Source organism: Streptomyces sp. NPDC001157, from assembly GCF_053598255.1.
In genome coordinates, this window is sequence record NZ_JBSFJW010000020.1 from 1 (window position 1) to 21,978 (window position 21,978).

At 69.6% G+C, this 21,978-nt stretch carries 18 protein-coding genes; 2 read left to right on the forward strand and 16 right to left on the reverse strand.

What is annotated here, in order from left to right:
- The 9 genes from ACWDAG_RS29005 to ACWDAG_RS29045 form a co-directional block, all read right to left on the reverse strand.
- On the reverse strand, nucleotides 1–516 hold a 516-nt coding region (locus ACWDAG_RS29005), incomplete at its 3' end, for a sarcosine oxidase subunit delta (protein WP_450698500.1).
- 12 nt (nucleotides 517–528) lie between these two features.
- Nucleotides 529–1,761, reverse strand: a complete 1,233-nt coding sequence (locus tag ACWDAG_RS29010; protein WP_450698501.1) for a sarcosine oxidase subunit beta family protein — start codon at nucleotides 1,759–1,761, stop codon at nucleotides 529–531.
- On the reverse strand, nucleotides 1,758–3,044 hold the full coding sequence (gene glyA / locus ACWDAG_RS29015) for a serine hydroxymethyltransferase (protein ID WP_450698502.1): 1,287 nt from the start codon (nucleotides 3,042–3,044) through the stop codon (nucleotides 1,758–1,760). The genes ACWDAG_RS29010 and glyA overlap by 4 nt, the downstream gene beginning before the upstream one ends.
- Nucleotides 3,041–3,901 carry a bifunctional methylenetetrahydrofolate dehydrogenase/methenyltetrahydrofolate cyclohydrolase gene (locus ACWDAG_RS29020; RefSeq protein WP_450698503.1) on the reverse strand — a complete coding sequence of 287 codons (861 nt, stop codon included), beginning with the start codon at nucleotides 3,899–3,901 and terminating at the stop codon, nucleotides 3,041–3,043. Before ACWDAG_RS29020 ends, glyA begins: the two co-directional genes overlap by 4 nt.
- A 120-nt stretch (nucleotides 3,902–4,021) precedes the next feature.
- Nucleotides 4,022–6,460: a GcvT family protein gene (locus tag ACWDAG_RS29025; protein WP_450698504.1), complete on the reverse strand. Its 2,439-nt coding sequence runs from the start codon at nucleotides 6,458–6,460 to the stop codon at nucleotides 4,022–4,024.
- A 205-nt stretch (nucleotides 6,461–6,665) separates the two neighbouring features.
- Entirely contained in the window at nucleotides 6,666–7,628 is a 963-nt protein-coding gene (locus tag ACWDAG_RS29030; protein ID WP_450698505.1) for an ABC transporter substrate-binding protein, read from the reverse strand.
- Nucleotides 7,629–7,641: 13 nt separating this feature from the next.
- Complete coding sequence (locus ACWDAG_RS29035) at nucleotides 7,642–9,642, reverse strand: ABC transporter permease (protein ID WP_450698506.1); 2,001 nt, start codon at nucleotides 9,640–9,642, stop codon at nucleotides 7,642–7,644.
- The gene (locus ACWDAG_RS29040; protein ID WP_450698507.1) at nucleotides 9,642–10,730 is read right to left on the reverse strand and encodes a quaternary amine ABC transporter ATP-binding protein; all 1,089 of its coding nucleotides are present in this window, start codon (nucleotides 10,728–10,730) and stop codon (nucleotides 9,642–9,644) included. The genes ACWDAG_RS29035 and ACWDAG_RS29040 overlap by 1 nt, the downstream gene beginning before the upstream one ends.
- 20 nt (nucleotides 10,731–10,750) lie before the next feature.
- A complete protein-coding gene (locus ACWDAG_RS29045) occupies nucleotides 10,751–12,220 on the reverse strand; it encodes an aldehyde dehydrogenase family protein (protein WP_450698508.1) in 1,470 nt (489 codons plus the stop codon).
- A gap of 218 nt (nucleotides 12,221–12,438) precedes the next feature.
- Between ACWDAG_RS29045 and purU the strand changes: the two genes are divergently transcribed.
- Complete coding sequence (gene purU, locus ACWDAG_RS29050; RefSeq protein WP_099927114.1) at nucleotides 12,439–13,311, forward strand: formyltetrahydrofolate deformylase; 873 nt, start codon at nucleotides 12,439–12,441, stop codon at nucleotides 13,309–13,311.
- Nucleotides 13,312–13,475: 164 nt separating this feature from the next.
- Here the strand turns inward: purU and ACWDAG_RS29055 are convergent, their stop codons facing one another.
- Entirely contained in the window at nucleotides 13,476–14,312 is an 837-nt protein-coding gene (locus tag ACWDAG_RS29055) for a 5,10-methylenetetrahydrofolate reductase (RefSeq protein WP_450698509.1), read from the reverse strand.
- Nucleotides 14,313–14,319: 7 nt separating this feature from the next.
- The gene (betA, locus tag ACWDAG_RS29060) at nucleotides 14,320–15,993 is read right to left on the reverse strand and encodes a choline dehydrogenase (protein ID WP_450698510.1); all 1,674 of its coding nucleotides are present in this window, start codon (nucleotides 15,991–15,993) and stop codon (nucleotides 14,320–14,322) included.
- A gap of 202 nt (nucleotides 15,994–16,195) precedes the next feature.
- Between betA and ACWDAG_RS29065 the strand changes: the two genes are divergently transcribed.
- Complete coding sequence (locus ACWDAG_RS29065; RefSeq protein ID WP_383667606.1) at nucleotides 16,196–16,942, forward strand: IclR family transcriptional regulator; 747 nt, start codon at nucleotides 16,196–16,198, stop codon at nucleotides 16,940–16,942.
- A 1-nt stretch (nucleotide 16,943) separates the two neighbouring features.
- Here the strand turns inward: ACWDAG_RS29065 and ACWDAG_RS29070 are convergent, their stop codons facing one another.
- The 5 genes from ACWDAG_RS29070 to ACWDAG_RS29090 form a co-directional block, all read right to left on the reverse strand.
- Nucleotides 16,944–18,074, reverse strand: a complete 1,131-nt coding sequence (locus ACWDAG_RS29070) for an aromatic ring-hydroxylating oxygenase subunit alpha (protein WP_450698511.1) — start codon at nucleotides 18,072–18,074, stop codon at nucleotides 16,944–16,946.
- 130 nt (nucleotides 18,075–18,204) lie between these two features.
- Nucleotides 18,205–19,365, reverse strand: coding sequence for an NAD(P)/FAD-dependent oxidoreductase (locus ACWDAG_RS29075; RefSeq protein WP_450698512.1), 1,161 nt, complete (start codon nucleotides 19,363–19,365; stop codon nucleotides 18,205–18,207).
- A complete protein-coding gene (locus ACWDAG_RS29080) occupies nucleotides 19,362–19,724 on the reverse strand; it encodes a bifunctional 3-phenylpropionate/cinnamic acid dioxygenase ferredoxin subunit (RefSeq protein ID WP_030928447.1) in 363 nt (120 codons plus the stop codon). Before ACWDAG_RS29080 ends, ACWDAG_RS29075 begins: the two co-directional genes overlap by 4 nt.
- Before the next feature lie 199 nt (nucleotides 19,725–19,923).
- The gene (locus ACWDAG_RS29085) at nucleotides 19,924–20,553 is read right to left on the reverse strand and encodes an MBL fold metallo-hydrolase (protein WP_450698513.1); all 630 of its coding nucleotides are present in this window, start codon (nucleotides 20,551–20,553) and stop codon (nucleotides 19,924–19,926) included.
- Nucleotides 20,553–21,638, reverse strand: coding sequence for an S-(hydroxymethyl)mycothiol dehydrogenase (locus tag ACWDAG_RS29090; protein ID WP_450698514.1), 1,086 nt, complete (start codon nucleotides 21,636–21,638; stop codon nucleotides 20,553–20,555). The genes ACWDAG_RS29085 and ACWDAG_RS29090 overlap by 1 nt, the downstream gene beginning before the upstream one ends.
- Nucleotides 21,639–21,978 lie beyond the last annotated feature (340 nt).

The following is a 21,978-nucleotide window of genomic DNA, read 5'->3' on the forward strand; positions in this document are numbered from 1 at the left end:
GTCGGTGCGGTAGCCCTGGTATTCAATGCCGTCGAAAGTGAAGGTCAGGGGGGTGTCGCGGTCGACTCGGCCGCCGGTGGTCAGGCGGAACGGCTGGTTCTCCCCCACCCCGCCCCTTCCCGAAACCCGGGGGCCTGCCCCCTGGACCCCGGCTGGGGGCTCTGCCCCCAGACCCCCGGTCGGCCCTGAAGGGGCCTCGTCCTCAAACGCCGGACGGGCTGGTTGTACTGGCCGGGGCTCGTGAGTCGCCGGACGTGCTTCCCCCGCCCGGTACACCGCCAGGATCTCGTTCGTCGACGTGTCCCGGACCGCGTTGAACCAGCGGCGGCAGCCCGCCGAGTGGCTCCAGCGTTCGGCGAAGGGGCCCTTGGGGTTGTCGCGGAAGAAGAGGTACTTGGCCCACTCTTCGTCGGTCAGGGACGACGGGTCCTCGGGATACGGGACATGGGCCTGGCCGCCGTAGTGGAACTCGGACTCGTCGCGGGGCCCGCACCACGGGCATGAGATCAACAGCATGGTTCGGGCTCCCTAGTGGGCCACCGCGGCAGCGCCGTGCTCGTCGACGAGCGCGCCGGTGGTGAAACGGTCGAGCGAGAAGGGGGCGTTGAGCGGGTGGGGCGTGTCGTGGGCGATGGTGTGGGCGTAGACCCAGCCGACGCCCGGGGTGGCCTTGAAGCCGCCCGTGCCCCAGCCGCAGTTGAGGTAGAGGTTGTCGACGGGGCTGAGGCCGACGATCGGCGAGGCGTCGGGGCTGACGTCGACGATGCCGCCCCAGGTGCGCAGGACGTGGGCGCGGGCGAAGACCGGGAAGAGCTCCAGGGCCGCCGCCATCTGGTCCTCGATGATGTGGAAGGCGCCGCGCTGGGTGTAGGAGTTGTACGCGTCGATGCCCGCGCCCATCACCAGCTCGCCCTTGTGTGCCTGGCTGACGTACACGTGGACGGCGTTGGACATGACCACGGTGGGGTGCACCGGTTCCAGGAGCTCCGAGACCAGGGCCTGGAGGGGGTGGCTCTGGACCGGGAGGTCGATGCCTGCCATGGCGGCGAGGACCGAGGTGTGGCCGGCGGAGCAGAGGGCCACCTTGCCGGCCGCGATCGGGCCCAGGTCGGTCTGGACCCCGACCACTCGGCCGCCGACCACGTCCAGGCCGGTGACCTCGCAGTTCTGGATGATGTCGATGCCGGCCGCATCCGCGGAGCGGGCGAAACCCCAGGCCACGTAGTCGTGCTTGGCGATGCCTGCGCGGGGCTGGTAGGTGCCGCCGAGGACCGGGTAGCGCACGTCCGGAGAGATGTTGACGATCGGGCAGACTTCCTTCACCTGCTCGGCGTCCAGCCACTCTGCGTCCACGCCGTTGAGGCGGTTCGCCTCGACGCGACGGACGCTGTCGCGGACGTCCTGGAGGCTGTGGGCGAGGTTCAGCACACCGCGCTGGGAGAAGAGGATCGGGTAGTCCAGCTCCTCGTCCAGGCCCTCCCAGAGTTTGAGGGCGTGCTCGTAGATGCCCGCGCTCTCGTCCCACAGGTAGTTGGAGCGGATGATCGTGGTGTTGCGGGCCATGTTGCCGCCCGCGAGCCAGCCCTTCTCCAGTACGGCGACGTTGGTGATGCCGTGGTTCTTGGCCAGGTAGTGGGCGGTGGCCAGGCCGTGGCCGCCGCCGCCCACGATCACCACGTCGTACGACCGCTTCGGCTCCGGGTTGCGCCAGAGGAAGTCCGGGTGGTCGGGGAGGTCGGCGCCGGGGGTGGTGGGGCTCATCGGGCGTCTCCTGAAGTACCGGAAAGGTGCGGGTAGAGCGGGTGCTTGGCGGCCAGGGCCTCGGTGCGGGCGCGCAGGGCCGCGATGTCGGGTCCGGGCTGGAGGGCCAGCGCGATCACGTCGGCGACCTCCGTGAAGTCCTCCTCCGTGAAGCCGCGGGTGGCCAGCGCCGGGGTGCCGATGCGCAGGCCCGAGGTGACCATCGGCGGGCGGGGGTCGAAGGGGACCGCGTTGCGGTTGACGGTGATGCCGATCTCGTGGAGGAGGTCCTCCGCCTGGCGGCCGTCCAGCGGCGACTCCCGCAGGTCCACCAGGACCAGGTGGACTTCCGTGCCTCCGGTGAGGACCTTCACGCCCGCTGCCGCCGCGTCCGGCTGCGTGAGGCGCTCGGCCAGGATGCGGGAACCGGCCAGCGTACGGGCCTGGCGCTCGGCGAACTCCGGGGACGCGGCGACCTTGAAGGACACCGCCTTCGCGGCGATCACGTGCTCCAGCGGGCCGCCCTGCATACCCGGGAACACCGCCGAGTTGATCTTCTTGGCGAGGTCGGCCTCGTTGGTGAGGATCACTCCGCCGCGCGGGCCGCCGAGGGTCTTGTGGGTGGTCGTGGTGGTGACGTGGGCGTGCGGGACCGGGTTCGGGTGCAGTCCCGCGGCCACCAGGCCCGCGAAGTGCGCCATGTCCACCATCAGCAGGGCGCCGACCTCGTCGGCGATCCGGCGGAAGGCCGCGAAGTCCAGCTGCCTGGGGTAGGCCGACCAGCCCGCGATGATCATCTTGGGGCGGTGTTCCTTGGCGAGCTGCTCGACCTCGTCCATGTCGACCAGGTTGTCGGCCTCGGACACGTGGTAGGGCACCACGTTCAGCATCTTGCCGCTGTAGTTGATCCGCATGCCGTGCGTGAGGTGGCCGCCGTGCGCGAGGTCCAGGCCGAGGATCGTGTCGCCGGGCTGGAGCAGCGCGAAGAAGACGGCGGTGTTGGCCTGGGCGCCGGAGTGCGGCTGGACGTTGGCGAACCCCGCTCCGAAGAGGGACTTGATGCGCTCGATCGCCAGGCGCTCGGTGACGTCGACATGTTCACAGCCGCCGTAGTAGCGGCGGCCGGGGTAGCCCTCGGCGTACTTGTTGGTCGCGACCGAGCCCTGGGCCTCCATCACCGCGGTGGGGGCGAAGTTCTCGGAGGCGATCATCTCCAGGGTGGACTGCTGGCGGTGCAGTTCGGCGGCGAGCGCTTCGTGGACCTCGGGGTCCAGCTCCGCCAGGGGGGTGTTCAGCGCGTTCATACGGCGTTCGCGTTCCTCTCGGCGGCCTCGACGACGTTGGCCAGCAACATCGCGCGGGTCATGGGTCCAACTCCCCCGGGCATCGGCGCGAGCCAGCCGGCGACCTCGGCGGCCGCCGGGTGGATGTCGCCGACCAGCCCGTTCTCGGTGCGGGTGATGCCGACGTCCAGGACGGCCGCGCCGGGGCGCAGCATGTCCTTGGTGATCAGTCCGGGCGAGCCGGCGGCCGCGATGACGATGTCCGCCTCGCGCACGTGCCAGGGCAGGCCCTTGGTGCCGGTGTGGCAGAGGGTGACGGTGGCGTTCTCGGAGCGACGGGTCAGGAGGAGGCCGATGGGCCGTCCGACTGTGATCCCGCGTCCGATCACGCACACCCGGGCGCCCGCGAGGGGCACCTGGTAGCGGCGGAGCAGTTCGACGATGCCGCGCGGGGTGCAGGGCAGCGGCGCCTCGGTGCCCAGGACGAGCCGGCCGAGGTTCACGGGGTGCAGTCCGTCGGCGTCCTTGGCCGGGTCCATGCGGGCCAGTACGGCGCCCGCGTCCAGGTGCCCCGGAAGCGGGAGCTGGACGATGTAGCCGGTGCAGGCCGGGTCGGCGTTGAGCTCGTCGATGACGTCCTCGACCTGCTGCTGGGTCGCGTCCGCGGGCAGATCCCGGCGGATGGAGGCGATCCCCACCTGAGCACAGTCCCGGTGCTTCCCGCCGACGTAGGCATGACTGCCGGGGTCGTCGCCGACGAGAACGGTGCCGAGGCCGGGCGGACGCCCGCCGCCGGCGGTCAACTTGGCGACGCGCTCGGCGAGTTCGCGTCGGATCTTGGCGGCGGTGGCCTTGCCGTCGAGCACCTGTGCGGTCACGGACGGCACTCCTTCCCATAGGGCAACTGCAGCTTCTTAAGGGGCGCGAGGAACGGCGCGACCAGCCACGACTCACGAGCAGACGATCGACAACCCATCGAGGCAACCCCTACGAACCACTCACCCACGAAGACGGGACATCGTCGGGTCGAACAGCGGCTCCTCGGCCACGACCGCCTCGATGCGCTGATCGAAGTACCCGATCTGCAGCGTCGTCCCAGGAGCGGCCAGCTCACTCGGCAGCCACGCATACGCAATGCCCTTGCCGATCGTGTAGCCGTACGCCGCGCTGGTGACATAACCGACCGCACGGTCACCGTCGAACACCGGCTCCTTGCCGAGGACGACGGACTGCGGGTCGTCGATGGTGAGGCAGGTCAACTTGCGCCGCACGTTCTCCTTGCGGCGCTCAAGCGCGGCCTTGCCGATGAACTCACCCTTGTCGAGCTTCACGGCGAACCCGACCCCGGCCTCGTACGGGTCGTGCTCGTAGGTCATGTCCGTGCCGAAGGACCGGTACCCCTTCTCCAGGCGGAGGCTGTTGAAGGCGCCGCGTCCGGCGATGATGCCCCCCAGCGGCTTGGCCGCCTGCCACAGGGTGTCCCACAGCTTCTGGCCCTGGTCGGCGGTGGTGTACAGCTCCCAGCCGAGTTCACCGACGTACGACAGCCGCATCGCGGTCACCGGCACCGAGCCGATGTAGGCGCGCTTGGCACGGAAGTACTTCAACCCGTCGTTGGAGAAGTCCTCGTCCGTCAGCGGCTGCAGGACCTTGCGGGCCAGCGGGCCCCACAGGCCGATGCAGCAGGTGCCGGGGGTGATGTCGCGGACCTGGACGGTGCCGTCGGCGGGGAGGTGGCGGGTGAACCAGTCGAGGTCGAGGTTGCCGTTGGCGCCGACCTGGAAGAGGTCGGGGGCCAGGCGGGCGACGGTGACGTCGCTGCGGATGCCGCCGTCGTGGTCGAGCAGCAGGGTGTACGTCACCGAGCCGACCGACTTGGCGACCTTGCTCGTGGTCAGGCCCTCCAGGAAGTCGGCGGCGCCGGGGCCGCTGACCTCGAGGCGCTTGAGGGCCGTCATGTCGTACATGGCGACGGTCTCGCGGGTGGCCTGCGCCTCCGCGCCGACGATGGGCGACCAGTACTGCGCCGCCCAGTCGTTGGGCGTGGGGATGTTGCGGCCCTCGACGAGGGAGGCGTTGGCCTCGTACCACTGCGGGCGCTCCCAGCCGTTCGCCTCCAGGAAGAAGGCGCCGTGCTCCTGCTGGCGGGCGTGGAAGGGGCTGGTGCGGATCGGGCGCGGCTTCCCGGACGGCTGGAGGGGGTGGAGGATGTCGTAGACCTCGACGAAGTTCTGGCAGTCGCGGGCCAGGACGTACTCCGGGGAGAGCTGGTGCGGCTCGAAGCGGTTGACGTCGCACTCGTGCAGGTCGAAGGAGGAGCAGTAGCCGTCGACCAGCCACTCGGCCATGGCCCGGCCGACGCCCGCCGAGTGCGTGACCCAGACGGCCTCGGCGACCCAGAAGCCCTTGACGTCGCTCGACTCGCCGAGCAGCGGGAAGTTGTCGGTGGTGAAGGAGAACAGGCCGTTGATGCCCTCCTCGACCTTGGCCTCCCGCGTCGCGGGGAGCAGGGACTGGGTCTCGGCCCAGGCGGGCTCGAAGTCCTCCTCGGTGAACTTCATGACCGAGGGCATGTCGGCGGCCTCGTCGACGGAGAGGATCTCGTCGGCGGTGATGGGCATCGGGCGGTGGCCGTAGTAGCCGATGCCGATGCCGTCGAAGCGGTCGCGGTAGTAGAGGTCGGCGTCCTGGTGGCGCAGGATCGGGCGGACCGCCTCCTCGGTCTGGCCGGCGAGCGCCGGGACGGGACCGGTCCAGGCGAGCTGGTGGGCGAGCGGGGTCAGCGGGAGGTTCATGCCCACCATGCGGGCGATCTTCGGGCCCCAGATGCCGGCGCAGCACACGACGATGTCGGCCGCGATCTCGCCCTGGTCGGTGAGGACGCCGGTGACGCGGCCGTCGGCCTGCTGGACGTCCAGGACCTCGTGGCGGGCCAGGAAGGTCACGCCGCGCTCGGTGGCGCGGCGGATCTGTGCCTCCACGGCGAGGACCGCCTTGGCCAGGCCGTCCGTGGGGACGAGGAGGCCGCCGAGGACCTTGTCCCGGTTGACCAGCGGGTGCTGCTCGACGCATTCGTCGGCGCTCAGCAGCCGGGCTTCGATGCCCCAGGCGGTGATCCAGCCGTGGCGGCGGTGCAGTTCCGCGAGGCGCTCCGGGGTGGTCGCCACTTCGAGGCCGCCGACCTGCAGGAAGCAGGGCTTGCCGTCGACATCGAGGGAGCAGAACTTCTCGACGGTGTAGCGGGCCAGCTCGGTCATGGTCTTGGAGGAGTTGGTCTGGAATACCAGGCCCGGCGCATGTGAGGTGGAGCCTCCCGTGGCGGGCAGCGGGCCCTGGTCGACCACGGTCACTTCGGTCCAGCCTCGCGCGGAGATCTCGTCAGCGAGGGCCGCTCCCACGACGCCCGCTCCGATGATCACCACTCGGGGTCCCGCCATCGCCGCACCTCCGAAATTCAAAACCGTCGAGTTGCTTTGTGCGCAACGTGATTCAGGTTGCGCAACTCAGCGTGCCTGTCGCGGGAGGGGGTGTCAAGGGGTCTGTGACGTCGGAAAACGGGCCGAAACACGGCGATGCCCGGCGGGCGGTACGCGACTGCGCGTACCGCCCGCCGGGCATGTTCAACCGGCCCGTGGCCTCAGCTCACTTGATCCAGGCGTCGACCTTGTCCTTGTTGGCCTCGACCCACTTCTTGGCCGCCGCGTCGTCCGTCATCTTGTCCTGGGCGATGTACTTGGCGACCTCGTTCTGGTCGTCGTTCGTCCAGTTGAAGTTCTTCACCAGGTTGTAGGCGGGGCTGCCGGCCTTGGCGAACTTCGCGCTGACTATCTTGTTGAGGTTGTAGACGGGATAGTCGCAGGCGACCTTCGCCGCGTCGGTGTCGCAGCCCGTCTTGTAGGCGGGCAGGCTGACCTTCTTCAGCGGCACCTCGGACAGGAACCACTGCGGTTCGTAGAAGTAGCCGATCGCCCACTGCTTGTTCTTCTCGGCGGTGCGGAAGGCCTGGATCAGCGCCGTCTCGCTGCCCGCGTACACCACCTTGAAGTTCAGCTTCAGGTTCTTGACCAGCGCCTCGTCGTTGGTGACGTACGACGGGTCGCCGTCCAGGAGCTGGCCCTTGCCGCCCGACTCGGACGTCTTGAACTTCGACGCGTACTTGTTGAGGTTCTTCCAGTCGAGGATGTCGGGGTGCGCCTTGGCCAGCCACGGCGGCACGTACCAGCCGATGATGCCTTTGTTGCCCGTCGGGCCGGCGTCCACGGCGGTCTTCTGCTGGTCGATGTACTTCTTCACCAGGTCGGGGTGGCCCCAGTTCTCCAGGACCGCGTCGACCTCGCCGGTGCCGAAGCCCTGCCAGGCGATCTCTTCCTTGAGGTTCTTCTTGGTGACCGTACAGCCGAGGTTGTGCTGGGCGACGTACGCGACGACCGCTGCGTCCGCCTCGTAACCCACCCACGGGTTGACAGCCAGGTTGAAGGTGCCGCACTTGCCCGAGCTTCCCGAGCCCGCGGAGGAGCTGTCGCCGACCTTCGCCCCGCCGCACGCGGTGAGGGTGAGGCCGAGGACGGCCAGGCCGGCCGCGCCGGCTCGCCAGTGTCTTGCCATGGTGTCGTGCTCCTTAAGCGCTGGCGCGGCGCGCCGCGGCCTGAGTGATCCGGTCGAACATGACTCCGAGAAGGACGATGGCCACACCCGCGGCAAGCCCCTTCCCGTACAGCTGCCCCTGTGAGAAACCGGCCACGACGTCGTAGCCGAGAGCGCCTGCCCCTACCAGGCCGCCCACAACAACCATCGACAGCACGTAGATCAGGCCCTGGTTGGTCGCGAGCGTCAGGGCACTGCGTGACATCGGCAGTTGAACCTTGGTGATGATCTGCCAGGTGTTGCACCCGGCGGAGGTGGCCGCCTCCACGGTGGTCTCGGGCACGGCCCGGATCCCGTCGGCGATGATCTTCATGGCGACGGGGGCCCCGTAGACGATCGCGGCGACGATGGCCGTGAAGCGCGTGGGGCCGAACAGCGCGAGGAACGGCACGAGGTAGACGAAGGGCGGCATGACCTGGGCGGCGTCCAGGGTGGGCCGGATCAGCCGGTCCACCATCATGCTGCGCCCCATCCACACCCCGAAGACGATGCCGAGCACCATCACCAGGACCGTCGCGACGAGCGTCGAGGCCAGGGTGGTCATGGCGTCCGACCACAGACCGGTGCCGACCAGCAGGCCCACGCACACGGCCGTGGTGAGCCCGGACTTCCAGCCGCCGAGCACCACGCCCAGCGCCACCAGCACCGCGCCGACGAGCCACCACGGGGAGTCGGTGACCAGCGTCTGGAACGGGTTGAGCAGACCGTTGGTGATGACGTCACGGATGGCGTTGGTGATGCCCGAGAGGCTGTCCTGCACCCAGTTGGTCGCAGTGTCCGCCGCGCTCGCGATGTGGCTGCCGACCGTGCCGTCACCGGGGAAGTCGGCCGCCCACAGGTAGGTGTGCGACAGGTAGATCAGGACCGCCGTGACCGCGGCGCCGGCGCCCAGCAGGGGCCGCCGCCACTTCGCGAAGTCGTGCTTGGCGTTCCGCGCGTTCTCCTCGCGTGCGGCGGCCGCGGTGGTCACCCGGTCCAGGACGATCGCCATGACGACGATGGCGAGACCCGCGTTGAAGGCGGTGCCGACGTCGAGCGACTGCAGCGCCTGGAGGACGACGGGGCCGAGCCCGGGCGCGTTGATCAGGGCCGCGATGGTCACCATGGCCAGGGCGGCCATGATGGTCTGGTTCACGCCCATCACCACGGTCCGCTTCGACATCGGCAGCAGCACCTTCAGCAGCGACTGGCGGCGGGTGGCGCCGAGGGAGTCGGCCGCCTCGACCGTCGTCGGGGAGACGTTGCGGATGGCGTGCGCGGTGATGCGGATCGTCGGCGGGGCCGCGTAGATCACGGTGGCGATGGTGGCGGAGGCGCCGCCGATGAGGAAGAACAGGGTCAGTGGTGCCAGGTAGACGAAGGTCGGCATCGTCTGCATGAAGTCCAGGAAGGGCCTGACGATCCGGTTGAACCGGTCCGACAGCCCCGCCCACACCCCGAGCGGGATCGCGAACAGCAGCGCCACGCACACCGCGGAGAGGGTGAGGGAGAGGGTGTCCATGCTCTGCTGCCACAGCCCCTGCAGCCCGAAGAAGGTGAACCCGGCCACGGCCAGCAGCGCGACCCGCCAGTTGCCCACGGCCCAGGAGACGTAGCCGGCGATACCGACGACGCCGAGCCAGCCGATCTCCGGGACCGGGCGGGCGCCGGACGGCTGGGAGATCAGGTGCTGGATGAAGGTCGCCAGGTTGTCGACGACCAGCCGGATCTCGTTGAAGAAGTACAGGAAGAGCGGGTTGGAGTTGCGGTTGGCGCCGATGGAGTCGTTGAGGTCGTTGATCCAGCGGTGCAGATCGGTCAGGTCGGCGGCCGCCAGCGTCAGCGTCTGCTTGCCGCGCAGTACGGCGAAGAGCACCAGCCAGACGACGAGGATCGCGCCGAGCACCATGGGCCGGCTGATCCTTCGGGCCGTCTTGACGGGCGCGACCGGTTCCGCGGCCTCCGTCTTCTCGGGTGTCTCCACGGCGACGGTCATCACGCGCCGCCTTCCTGCCCGGCGACCACCGCGAGGATCTCCTCGTCGCCGACGATGCCGAGCAGCTTGCCGTTCTCGACGACCTTGATCGGCTTGTCGGCCGCGAGCACCGCCCGGGTGGCCTCCTTCACCACGACGTCCGGGCCCAGTTCGGGACCGTCCAGCTCGTCGCCGTCCTCCGGTGCCCGCATGATCCAGCGCAGGGTGAGGACGTCGCCGCGCGGCACGTCCTTGACGAACTCGCGGACGTAGTCGTCGGCCGGGGCGCCGACCAGCTCGTCGCCGGTGCCGCACTGGACCATCTTGCCGTCGCGCATGATCAGGATGCGGTCGCCCAGCTTCAGCGCCTCGGAGAGGTCGTGGGTGATGAACACCATCGTCTTGCCGACCTCGTGGTGCAGCCGGATGACCTCGTTCTGCATGTCGCGGCGGATCAGCGGGTCGAGCGCGGAGAACGGCTCGTCGAAGAAGAGCACGTCCGGGTCTCCGGCGAGCGCCCGGGCCAGGCCGACGCGCTGCTGCATACCGCCGGAGAGCTGGTCGGGGTAGGAGTTCTCGTAGCCGGACAGGCCGACCAGCTCGACGACCTCCAGGGCGCGCTTGGTGCGCTCGGCCCTGCTCATGCCGCGGATCTCCAGGCCGAAGGCCACGTTGTCCACGACCCGGCGGTGGGGCAGCAGCCCGAAGTGCTGGAAGACCATGGAGAACTTGCGGCGGCGCAGGTCGCGCAGCCGGGCCGCGTCCGCCTCACGGATGTCCTGGCCCTCGAAGACGACCTCGCCCGAGGTGGGTTCGATCAGCCGGGTCAGACATCGCACCAGGGTGGACTTGCCGGAGCCGGACAGGCCCATGACGACGAAGACCTCGCCGGGCGCGACGTCGAAGTTGACGTCGCGTACGGCGGCGGTGCATCCGGTGCGGTCCATGAGCTCGCGGCGGCTGAGGCCGCACAGCTCCTCCGATTGCGGCACCCGGTCGGCCTTCGGCCCGAACACCTTCCACAGATTGCGCACGGATATGACGGGCGTGCCGTCCGAGTCCTGGGGGGTGCCACGCCGCTGCGGCACCTCTGTCTGTGTGGGGGTCACGATCGACCTCATTTCGGCGTTCAGCCGCGGAACCAGCGCTGCGGCCGGGGTTGGATGTTCTGCCAGATGTGCTTGGGCTCTCGGTACTCGTCCAGGCCGGTCGGTCCCAGCTCCCGGCCCGTGCCCGAGTGCCCGAAGCCACCCCATTCCGCTTGCGGCACATAGGGGTGGTAGTCGTTGATCCACACCGTGCCGTGGCGCAGCCGCCGGGCGACGCGCTGGGCCTTGCCGGCGTCCTGTGTCCAGACGGCGCCGGCGAGTCCGTACTCGGTGTCGTTGGCGATGCGTACGGCATCGTCCTCGTCGGTGAAGCGTTCGATGGTCAGCACGGGCCCGAAGGACTCCTCGTGCACCACGCTCATGTCCTGCGTGCACTCGTCGAGCACGGTCGGCGGGAAGTAGTGGCCGTTCGCCAAGGCCGGGTCGTCGGGCCGCTGACCGCCGCAGCGCAGTACGGCGCCCTCGGCGATGCCCGCGGCGACGTACGCCTCGACCTTCGACAGATGCTGGGCGGAGATCAGCGCCCCGGTCTCGGCATCGGCGTCGAAGGGCCCGCCCAGCCGGATCAGGCGCGCGCGCCGTACCACCTCGTCGACGAAGCGGTCGTGCAGCGAGTCCTCGACGATCAGCCGGGCGCCGGCCGAGCAGACCTGCCCGGAGTGCAGGAAGACGGCGGTGAGGGCGAAGTCGACGGCCGTCTCGAAGTCGGCGTCGGCGAAGACGACGTTGGGGTTCTTGCCGCCGAGTTCCAGCGCCACCTTCTTCACGGTGGCGGCTGCGGTGGCCATGATCCGCTTGCCGGTCTCCAGGCCTCCGGTGAAGGAGACCATGTCGACGCGCGGGTCCTCGGAGAGCGGTGCGCCGACCTCGGGGCCGGTGCCCAGGACGAGGTTGGCGGCGCCGGCCGGGAGTCCGGCCTCCTCCAGCGCCTTCATCAGCAGGATGGAGGTGGAGGGGGTGAGCTCGCTGGGCTTCAGGACGATCGTGTTGCCGGCCAGAAGCGCCGGGGCGACCTTCCAACTGGCCTGCAGCAGCGGGTAGTTCCAGGGGGTGATCAGTCCGCACACGCCGACCGGCTCGTACACGACGCGGCTGATGGCGTCGTCGCGGCCGGTGTCGATCACCCGTCCGGCGTCGGTGCCGCCGATCCCGCCGTAGAAGCGGAAGCAGGAGACGACGTCGGCGATGTCGTACTCGCTCTCCACCAGCCGCTTGCCGGAGTCCAGCGACTCGGCGCGGGCGAACTCCTTGGCGTCGCGCTCGAGGATGTCGGCGGTGCGCAGCAGCAGGGCGCCGCGCTCGCGCTCGGGGGTGCGGGGCCAGGGGCCCTCGTCGAAGGCCCTGCGGGCGGCGGCGATCGCGGCCTCCGTGTCGGCACGCGTCCCTTCCGCTACGGTCGCCGAGAGGGTGCCGTCGGCGGGGCAGCGGATTTCGCGGCGCCCGCCGGCCACCGGCTCGCGCCACTCTCCGTCCACATACAGATCTGCCACGCGCCAAGCCTCTCAGCCGAAATTCGTTGCGCATCGTGCATTCAATTGCTTGTGGTGGAACACCCTGACGAATGTCCAGACAGACGTCAAGAGGTTGGCGGATGACGATTTCGCACGGGGGTCAATGCCCCTTCCTCTCTTGACCGAGGGGCACACCGGCCCGACCATGTTGCGTATCGCTCACCTTGTTGTGCAATACGCACCGACGGAGGCCGCACATGTCCCCTCGCCCACAACCTGGCCGTGAGTTCGTCCTCACTCTCTCGTGTCCCGACAGCGCCGGACTGGTCCACGCCGTGAGCGGCTTCCTCGTCAGGAACTCCGGCAACATCCTGGAAAGCCAGCAGTTCGATGATCGACTCCAGGGCCGCTTCTTCATGAGGGTGCACTTCGACGTTTCCGATCCAAACGCGGATCTGGAAACTCTGCGTTACCGGTTCGGTCCGGTCGCCGAGGCCTACCGCATCTCCTGGAAGCTGTGGGACGCCTCGACCCCGACCCGGACACTGATCATGGTGTCCAAGTTCGGCCACTGTCTCAACGACCTGCTCTTCCGCCGCCGCACCGGCGCCCTCAACATCGAGATCCCCGCGATCGTCTCCAACCACCGGGACTTCGAGGGCCTGGCGGAGACCTACGGCATCCCCTTCCACCACGTCCCGGTGACCAAGGAGACCAAGCCGGAGGCGGAGGCACGGCTGCTGGAGCTGGTGCGCGAGCTGGACGTCGACCTCGTGGTGCTCGCCCGCTACATGCAGGTCCTCTCCGACGACCTGTGCAAGCAGCTGGAGGGCCGCGCGATCAACATCCACCACTCCTTCCTGCCCAGCTTCAAGGGCGCACGCCCGTACGTCCAGGCCTACGACCGAGGAGTGAAGCTGGTCGGCGCGACGGCGCACTACGTGACCTCGGACCTGGACGAGGGCCAGATCATCGAGCAGGACGTGGTCCGCGTGGACCACTCCCTCGACCCCGGCGAGCTGGTCACGGTCGGCCGGGACGTCGAGGCCCAGGTGCTGGCCCACGCGGTGAAGTGGCACAGCGAGAGCCGCGTGATGGTGGACGGCAACCGCACGGTGGTCTTCCGCTGAGCGAAGAGTGGCTGCGGGGCGGGTCCGGATCCGGACCCGCCCCGCAGTCGTATACAGCCCCCGGTCGGCACCGCCAGCCCGTCCGGCGTTTGAGGACGAGGCCCCTCAAGGGCCGAAGCGGGGGCCTGGGGGCGGCAGCCCCCAGCACGCCCGCTGCACCCCCCTCAGCCGCCGAGCCGCTCCAGCAGCGCGCAGCGCCACGCCTCCGTCTCGGCGATCTGGTTGAAGGTGAACAGGTGCAACCCCGCCACCCCCGCCGAAGGCGCCGTGAGGCCCGCCTCGCTGCGCTGCAGCAGCCGGTCCGGTGAATAGCCCCCCGGCGCCGCGAACCGCAAGAACCACGACGCGTGCTTCGTCAGGAACCGCGTCGACTCCCCCACCCCGATCTTCGTCGCCATCGCCAGCAGCTTCGTCCGCTGTACGGGCCCGGCGACGCCCACGTACACGGGCAGGGTGACGTCCCGCCGCCGTATCCGGGCGATCCACTCCCCCAGCACGCGCGGGTCGAAGCAGAGGTTGCTGACGATGTAAGTGGCGTGGGCGCGCTTGTCCCACATCGCCTGGATGGTGAGGTCGTCGTGGATGAGCGGATGGCTCTCGGGGTAGCCGGTGATGCCCACGCGGGCGAAGGGCTCGCCCAGCTCGGTGAGCCTGCGCAGCACCGGCAGGGCCCCGTCGTAGGCCCCGGCCGGCGGGTCCGCGTCCCCCGCCGGCACGAAGACGTCGTCGACGCCCGCCTCGCGCAGCCGCTCGACGACCTCCTTCAGATGCACCTCGTCCCGCAGCAGCCGCGCGGGCACGTGCGGCACCACGCGGTAGCCGTGCGCGGCGAGCCGGCCCGTCAGATCGAGGGTCGGCTCCAGGCCCTTGACCGGCGACGCCGTGACCGTGACCACGACGTCGCGCGGGACATGGGCGAGGACCTTCTCCTCGGTGGCCCTGGCCGGCAGCACCTCGTAGCGGACGCTGTCCAGCAGCGCCCTCAGCCCGGTGGCACTCAAGGCGGCCCTACCCGGCCTGCTTCTGGGCGTCGCGGTGGCGGTAGTACGCGGCCTTCGACGGCGCGAGGGGCTCCTTGCCGAGGATCAGGTCGGCGGCCTTCTCGGCGACCATCATCACCGGGGCGTAGATGTTGCCGTTGGTGACGTACGGCATCACCGACGCGTCGACGACCCGCAGGCCCTCCACGCCGTGCACGCGCATGCTGGTGGGGTCGACGACGGCCATCTGGTCGGTGGAGGGGCCCATCTTGCAGGTGCAGGACGGGTGCAGGGCGGTCTCGCCGTCCTTGGCGACCCAGTCGAGGATCTCCTGGTCCGTCTCCACGGACGGGCCGGGTGAGACCTCGCCGTCGTTGAAGGGCGCGAGCGCGGGCTGGTTGAGGAGCTTGCGGGCGACGCGGATCGCCTCGACCCACTCGCGGCGGTCCTGCTCGGTGGAGAGGTAGTTGAAGCGCAGCGCCGGGTGTTCGCGCGGGTCCTTGCTCTTGATCTTCACCGAGCCGATGGCGTCGGAGTACATGGGCCCGACATGGACCTGGTAGCCGTGGCCGCCTGCCGGTACGGAGCCGTCGTAGCGGACCGCGATCGGCAGGAAGTGGAACATCAGGTTGGGGTAGTCCACGTCCTCGTTGCTGCGGGCGAAGCCGCCGGCCTCGAAGTGGTTCGTGGACGCGGGCCCCTTGCGGAACAGCCACTGCAGGCCGATGAAGGGGGCCCGCCACTTGGCGAGATACGGCTGCATGGACACGGGCTGCTTGCAGGCGTACTGGATGTACACCTCCAGGTGGTCCTGCATGTTCTCGCCGACGCCCGGAAGGTCGTGGACGACGTCGATGCCGAGGGCGCTCAGCTCCTCCGCGTTGCCGACGCCGGACAGCTGCAGCAGCTGCGGGGAGTTGATCGCGCCACCGCACAGGATGACTTCCTTGGCGCGGACCTGCTGCGGGGCACCCTTGCCGCGCTGGTACTCGACGCCGACCGCCTTCTTGCCCTCGAAGAGGACGCGGGTGACGAAGGCGCGGGTCTTGACGGTCAGGTTGGGGCGCTTCCTGACGGGCTTGAGGTACGCCTTCGAGGCCGAGAGACGGCGTCCGCGGTGGACGTTGCGGTCGAACTTGGCGAAGCCCTCCTGCCGGTAGCCGTTGACGTCGTCCGTGGGGGCGTAGCCCGCCTCCTGGGTGGCCTTGAGGAAGGCGCCGAAGAGGGGGTTGTCGGCGGGGCCGCGCTCCAGGACGAGGGGGCCGTCGTGGCCGCGGAACTCGTCGTCCGGGTCGGCGGCCAGGCAGTTCTCCATGCGCCGGAAGTAGGGCAGACAGTGCGCGTAGTCCCAGGTCTCCATGCCGGGGTCGGCGGCCCAGCGCTCGTAGTCCATGGGGTTGCCGCGCTGGAAGATCATGCCGTTGATGCTGCTGGAGCCGCCCAGCACCTTGCCGCGCGCGTGGTAGATGCGCCGGCCGCCCATGTGGGGCTCGGGCTCGGACTCGTACTTCCAGTCGTAGAAGCGACTGCCGATCGGGTACGTCAGTGCCGCGGGCATGTGGATGAAGACGTCCCAGGGGTAGTCGGAGCGGCCTGCCTCCAGGACCAGCACCTTGTTCGCCGGATCAGCCGAGAGTCTGTTCGCCAGTGCACTGCCGGCCGAACCGCCGCCGACGATGACGAAGTCGTATTGGGGAGCCATGGTGCCTCGTCTCGCTCGCGCCGTAGATACGCGAGGCATGCTAGTACCAGTAGCGCTATACGCACTAGGTTGCGAGCCACGCAACTTACGGGTTGTTGATTTCGCCACGGTTACTTGCAGTGGTGTTGTTTACTGCGCGTATAGTTTCGGAGTGAGCAACCACAGCCAAGACACCGAAACGTCAAATTCGCAGGCCGGCGGAGTGCAGTCGGTCGACCGAGCCATCAGCGTCCTGGAGATCCTCGCGCAGCGCGGCGAGGCCGGGGTCAGCGAGGTGGCCGCCGAGATCGATGTTCACAAGTCCACCGCCTTCCGCCTTCTCGGCGCCCTGGAGGCACGCGGTCTGGTGGAGCAGGCGGGCGAGCGCGGCAAGTACCGGCTCGGCTTCGGCATCGTACGCCTGGCCGGTGCGGTGACGGGACGCATCGACATCACGCAGCAGGGTCGCCCGGTCTGTGAGCGGCTCGCCGAGGAGATCGGTGAGACGGTCAACATCGCGGTGCTGCAGGAGCACTACGCGATCAACCTGTACCAGGTGCGCGGCCCCGGAGCGGTCACCGCGCACAACTGGGTCGGCCAGCTGACCCCGCTGCACGCGACGTCGAGCGGCAAGGTCCTGCTGGCGTACCTGCCCGCCAAGGAGCGCGCCGCGCTGCTGGCCGAGGCGGGCCTGAAGAAGGTGACTCCGCACACCATCACCTCGAAGGCCAAGCTGGAGAAGCACCTCGCGGAGGCGCGGGAGGCCGGCTACGCCTGGACCATGGAGGAGCTGGAGATCGGTCTGCACGCCATGGCCGCCCCGGTCCTGGACCGGGACGGCGAGGTCATCGCGGCGGTCACGGCCTCCGGCCCCTCCTACCGGTTCACGGAGGAGCGGATGCGTGAGCTCGCCCCGGTGCTGATCAAGGGTGCGGAGGAGATCAGTCACCGGATGGGCTACCTGGGCTGAGTCAGCCCCGGGGGGTGCCCAGGCGCTCGTTCACCCAGTCGTGGAACGCACCGATGTGGTGCTCGCTGGGAACCAGCACGCCGCCCTTGGCGTACATCCGGGAGCTCATGCCGGGCTGTGTGCGCTCGCACGCGTCGAAGTCCTGGCGGTTGACCCGGTCGAAGAGTTCCACGGACCGGCTGACGTCCTTGCCGCTCTCGACGACGTGCGGGAGGTAGAGCCAGTCGCACTCGACGATGGTGCGGTCGACGGCCACCGGGTACATCCGGTGGAAGATCACGTGGTCGGGGACGAGGTTGATGAAGACCTGCGGCTTGACCGTGATCGCGTAGTAGCGGCGGTCCTGGTCCTCGGCGACCCCCGGGATGCGGTCCAGGCCCTCGGAGCCGTCGACCGTGAAGCCCTGCACCTCCTCACCGAACTCGGCGCCGTGCCCGACGTAGTACTGGGCGGCATAGCCGTCCGCGAACTCCGGGAGCACCTCGGTGAGCTCCGGGTGGATCGTGGCGCAGTGGTAGCACTCCATGAAGTTCTCGATGATGAGCTTCCAGTTCGCCTTGACGTCGTAGACGATCCGCTTGCCGACCGAGAGGTTGTCGATGTCGTAGTGCTCGATCGACTCCACGTCGCCGAGGCGGGAGATCACCTCGCCGACGACGTCCTCCTCGAAGGAGGGCGGGTTCTCCGCCAGGCACACCCAGACGTAGCCGAGCCATTCGCGCACGGCCACGCTGACCAGGCCGTACTCGGTGCGACCGACGTCCGGCATCTTGGTGAGGTTGGGGGCCGCTACCAGCTTGCCGTTCAGGTCGTAGGTCCAGGCGTGGTAGGGGCACTGGAAGGCCCGCTTGACCTCGCCGGTCTCCTCGGTGCAGAGCTTGGCGCCGCGATGCCGGCACACGTTGAAGTACGCGCGGATCGAGTTGTCCCGGGAGCGGGTGACGAGGATGCTCTCGCGGCCCACGTCGACGGTGCGGAAGGCGCCGGGCTTGGCCAGCTCGGAGGAGCGTGCGACACAGAACCACATGGTCTCGAATATGCGCTCCTGCTCCTGGGCGAAGATCGCCGGATCCGTGTAGGAGGAGCCGGGAAGGGTGGCGATCAGGCTGTCCGGCAGGCTGGTCGAGGTCATCGTGCACTCCTCGGGAACGTCGTGGGAGGGGCGCCCCGTAGGGGCGCGGGGCGGTGCTTGTTTGCGGCTCCGCCGCGGGGCGCGACCAGCCACAATGGCGCCGCAGACGAAAAACGACACATCACGGCACTCACAGCGAAGCGCTCAGCTGCTTGCGCCAGCGGGTGAACAGCCGCGGCTGGTTCATCCCGAGCACGGCGACCGGCTGCCCGGCGCGCCGGTAGACGGCCAGGACATTGCGGTCGTCCGCAGCGCCCTCCTCGACCGTCACGCTGTCGGCGCCGGCCGCATGACCGGCGAACTGGATCTTCACTCCGTACTGGTCCGACCAGAAGTACGGCGGCCGGGGCACGCCCGGCTCCACCGCACCGCCTGCCAGCAGCGTGGCGATGGCGGCGTCCGGGCGCTCGCGCGCACCGGTCCAGTGCTCCACGCGGCGATGGGCGCCCGCGCGGGGGTCGTACCAGTTGGCGCAGTCGCCGACCGCGACCACTCCGGCGAGGCTGGTGCGGCCGTCCGCGCCGCACTTCACGCCGTTGTCGAGCGTGACGCCGGAGCCTTCCAGCCACTCGACGCACGGGCGTGCACCCACGCCGACGACGACGATGTCGGCGGGGACACTGCGGCCGTCCTCCATCAGCACGGCGTCGACCTGCCGCTCGCCACTCAGCCCCTTGACGCCCACGCCGCACAACAGGCGTACGCCGTGATCGGTGTGGAGCGCGGAGACGATGGCGCCCATGGTCTCGCCGAGCGGTCCCGCGAGCGGTGTCGGGGCCGCCTCGATCACCGTCACGTCGAGCCCGAGGGCGTAGGCGGTGGAGGCCACCTCGGCTCCGATGAAGCCGCCGCCGATCACCACCAGGCGTCCGCCGCGGGCCAGTTCGTCCCGCAGGGCGCGGGCGTCGTCCAGGGTGCGCAGGGTGTGCACTCCGGAAAGGCCCTCGGCGCCCGGGAGGTTGCGGGCGGCGGCACCGGTCGCGATGACGATGCCGTCGGCTCGGAGTTCACTGCCGTCGGCGAGCCGGACGGCGCGCTGCGAGTGGTCGAGGCCGGTGGCGCGGGCGCCGAGCAGCCACTCGGCCCGCAGGTCCTCGTCGTCCGTCTCCAGCACGAGGTCGGCTTCGCCGATCGTGCCGGCCAGGAACTCCTTGGACAGCGGGGGCCTGTCGTACGGGCGGTGGGTCTCGTCGCCGATGACGACGAGCCGTCCGTCGTAGCCCTGCCCCCGCAGTGAGCGCGCCGCCGACAGGCCGGCCAGCGAGGCGCCGACCACGGCGACCGTCCTCACGCGGGACCTCCGGCGAGGCGGGAGGCGATGCAGGGCGGCAGGTTGGGAGCGTCGGTCGACACCTGGACGTAGATCATGCCGTCCTCGACGACCACCTCGTGCGTCCGCACCGGCAGCTTGGCCGGCGGGGCGTCGACGGCGCCGGTGCGCAGGTCGAACTTCGAAGCGTGCAGCGGGCATTCCACCTCGCAGCCCTCCAGCCAGCCGTCGGCGAGCGAGGCGTCCTGGTGGGTGCACGTGTCGTCGATGGCGAAGACCTCGCCGTCGTCGGTATGGAACACCGAGACCGGCGGATCGATGTCGAGCCGGAAGGCCTCACCTCGCGGGAGATCCGCGAGACGGCACACGGGAATCATCATGACACCTCGGTGCGTATAACGAAACGGATTGCGGTAAGCGCAACATCAGTCTGAGGTCGCCCTGAACCCTTGTCAAGGAGTTCAGGGGCCCCGATGACCCCTGCCGTATGTTGCATTTCATGCAACAGCGAGCACGATAAGAAACATGCCGAGGGCAGGGGTCGGCGCCGGAATCAGCGCCTTCGAGCAGGTCAGCAGGTCAGTGACCGCGTGCGATCCAGTCCTGCAGGTGCGGGGCCTCCGCGCCGATCGTGGTCGTGTCCCCGTGGCCGGTGTGCACGACGGTGTCGCCGGGCAGGGACAGCAGCCGTTCCCGTATGGACTCGATGATGGTCGGGAAGTGGCTGTACGACCTTCCCGTGGCCCCCGGTCCGCCCGAGAACAGCGTGTCGCCGCTGAAGAGCGCGGAGAGCGCCGGCGCGTACAGGCAGACCGCTCCGGGGGCATGGCCGGGCGTGTGCAGCACGGCCAGGTCGACGCCCGCCACCGTCAGGACCTGGCCGTCGGCCAGTTCGGCGTCGGGCGCCCGCTCCGGATGGGTCTGCTTCCACAGCGGCAGGTCGTCCGGATGGAGCAGGACCGGGCCACCGGTGCGCGCCGCGAGGTCGGGCGCCGCATCGATGTGGTCGTTGTGAGCGTGGGTGCACACGATCGCCCGCAGTGCCCGGCCGCCGACGGCCTCGGCGATGGCGTCGGCGTCATGGGCGGCGTCGATCACGATCACCTCGTGGTCGTCGCCGATGATCCAGACGTTGTTGTCGACGTCCCAGGTGCCGCCGTCGAGCGAGAAGGTGCCCGAGGTGACCAGGTGTTCGATGCGGGCGGCCATCAGAACACCACCACCGAGCGCAGCACATCGCCGCCGTGCATCCGCTCGAAGGCCTTCTCGACCTCGTCCAGGGCGATGGTCTCGGTCACGAAGGCGTCCAGGTTCAGGCGACCCTGCAGATAGAGGTCGATGAGCATCGGAAAGTCGCGGGAGGGCAGGCAGTCGCCGTACCAGGAGGACTTCAGCGACCCACCGCGCCCGAAGACGTCGAGCAGCGGGAGTTCGAGCTTCATCTCGGGTGTCGGGACTCCGACCAGGACGACCGTGCCGGCGAGGTCGCGGGCGTAGAAGGCCTGCTTGTACGTCTCCGGGCGGCCGACCGCCTCGATGACGACGTCGGCGCCGTTGCCGCCGGTCAGCTCGCGGATCGCCTCGACCGGGTCGGACTCCTTGGAGTTGACGGTGTGGGTCGCGCCCAGCTGGCGGGCGGTCTCCAGCTTCCGGTCGTCCAGGTCCACCGCGATGATCTTCGCGGCGCCGGCCAGGTTCGACCCGACGATCGCCGCGTCGCCGACGCCACCGCAGCCGATGACCGCCACGCTGTCGCCGCGGCCGACATTGCCGGTGTTGATCGCCGCGCCGATGCCCGCCATCACGCCGCAGCCCAGCAGGCCGGCGGCGGCCGCGGAGGCCGACCGGTCGACCTTGGTGCACTGCCCGGCCGCGACCAGCGTCTTCTCCGCGAACGCGCCGATGCCCAGCGCCGGGGACAGTTCGGTGCCGTCCTCCAGGGTCATCTTCTGCTTGGCGTTGTGCGTGTTGAAGCAGTACCACGGCCGCCCGCGCAGACAGGCCCGGCACTGCCCGCACACGGCACGCCAGTTGAGGATCACGAAGTCACCGGGGGCGACATCGGTGACGCCCTCCCCCACCGACTCCACCACTCCCGCGGCCTCGTGGCCGAGCAGGAAGGGGAAGTCGTCGTTGATGCCGCCCTCGCGGTAGTGCAGGTCGGTGTGGCAGACCCCGCAGGCCTCGACCTTCACCAGCGCCTCGCCCGGTCCGGGGTCGGGCACGATGATCGTCTCCAGGCTGACGGGGGCGCCCTTGCCCCGCGCGACGACTCCACGGACCTGGTGCGTCATGGCCACTCCTCGGCTGGTACGAGATCTGAGTCAGATGTTGCTCAATACGGCACACATCTCATGTGCCGCAACACAGCATCGTGGAGCGCAGACCCCGGGTCAAGGCTCTCGAAGGCTTCGCGGTGCTGCCGCTGGGCGCCCCGGCCGACCAGGACGACGTCGCCCGCGCCGTGACGGAGGCCGAGCGCGCGGTCAGGGAACTGGGGCTGGACGGTGTCGACCTCTTCAGCCCGCTTGGGTGGCACCCCGGCCCCGGCTCCGGCCCAGTCCCCCGCCGTCCCCCTGCGCCGGTCCGCCCAACGGGCCGGGGGCTCTTCTTCAGGCTCGTCCAGCGCGGCAC